Annotated in this window: 2 protein-coding genes; one reads left to right on the forward strand and one right to left on the reverse strand. The window is 32.7% G+C overall.

What is annotated here, in order from left to right:
* Positions 1-411 precede the first annotated feature (411 nt).
* The gene (locus PQ474_RS26070) at positions 412-789 is read right to left on the reverse strand and encodes a YmaF family protein (RefSeq protein WP_273848493.1); all 378 of its coding nucleotides are present in this window, start codon (positions 787-789) and stop codon (positions 412-414) included.
* A gap of 335 nt (positions 790-1,124) precedes the next feature.
* On the opposite strand from PQ474_RS26070, the gene PQ474_RS26075 reads away from it, so the two are divergent.
* On the forward strand, positions 1,125-1,226 hold the full coding sequence (locus PQ474_RS26075; RefSeq protein ID WP_273848494.1) for a YjcZ family sporulation protein: 102 nt from the start codon (positions 1,125-1,127) through the stop codon (positions 1,224-1,226).
* Positions 1,227-1,460: the final 234 nt, after the last annotated feature.

Here is a 1,460-nt window from a genome sequence, read left to right on the forward strand (position 1 = left end):
CACCCTTTCATCATTATTGATTAGAGTATCGCATGGGACCCGGGCTATTGGAATGTGTGTATTATTTGACGCTTACTTTGATATTAACTCCCTTGTTTTCCCCCTAAGAGAACCATGCTATGAATAAAAATCCGTCCCACGGCCTGTATAATGAATGAGTCCTGACTTTGGTTATTGGCGTTTATAAGCCATTTTCAGCGCATTAATAACTAGCTGTCTAATTGATATGTTAATTAAGCTGTTATTTGACTTTTTAAATCATCTAAAGTGTTTTTTAATCAACACAAAATGGAGTATAAATTATGTGCTTATTTATACTCCAAATAGGGTGTTATTTCGTATATCCTCTCCCGTAAGTAAACCCGTTAACATAAAATACAGGCTTTTTAATTTTTAGTGAAATGTATTATTCTATAAACTAGTTCTCCCACTATACTTATGTCTATGTGGAGTAGCACCATCAACAGTAGTTACTCCACTGAATTCATGGTAATGTCCCCCTTCTGGGAGGAAAATTGCTGGTCCAGTAACACCTCGAATTTCATGTCTATGTTGTTCGTCGAAACTAGTAAAAGTCCAATAACGATGTGTATGTTGTACACCACTAGGAGCAGGTTCTGTTGTTCCAGCATAACGATGGTCATGCCCTACATCAAATGATGTTACTCCTCTAAATTCATGTGTATGAACAGGTCGCCCGTCCCATGAAGTTATATAAAGATTATGCGAGTGTTCAGAATTATCTTCATCAGAATGATAAAGAAATCCAGTTACTGGTATGCTTGTCATCTAAGCCATCATCCTTTCACTTGAGATCTTACATTTTATGTTAAAAACGATAAAACGTGTGGATATCAACTTAGAGGAAGATGAGAAGTAGGTAGCCTATTTTTTCACACCATTTACCTCGTTAACATAAGAGGAAATGACTTATGATTACATGTTATAAATTATGTGAGTTATACGATTTAAAAAACGAAAACGAGGGATAGCTCGTACTGTCATTAAATACCTTTATATTCTTTATTACATCAAATGTGGTTTTGTCATGCATAGTTCGTCCAAACAAATTTATAGAAAAAACATAAGATATAGTAATCTTGTAAATATGGAGGTGAAACTTCATGACTGATTATGGCCACAAAAAAGACAATAATTTTGCGTTAATTGTTGTTTTATTTATTTTATTAATTATTGTCGGAACAGCTTTCGTTAGAAACTATTAGAACTATTAATGCGAGCACTTGAAGAAGTGCTCGCATTTTAAATTATGTATTCTAACATCATTTAATAAACGATGTTTATTGTCCAACCATCAATATTTTCAAAATAGTCTACTAAATAGATACATTCTAGTTAATTGTCTATTTACTATATATTAGTTCATTAGCATTGCATAAATAAGTATCTCTATTGTCAATCGAATTGTTTCGTTGAAGGTTAAATTAGAAAGAATATTC

The sequence above is a fragment of the Halalkalibacter alkalisediminis genome, assembly GCF_028610705.1.
In the GTDB taxonomy this organism is placed as follows: domain Bacteria; phylum Bacillota; class Bacilli; order Bacillales; family Bacillaceae_D; genus Halalkalibacter; species Halalkalibacter alkalisediminis.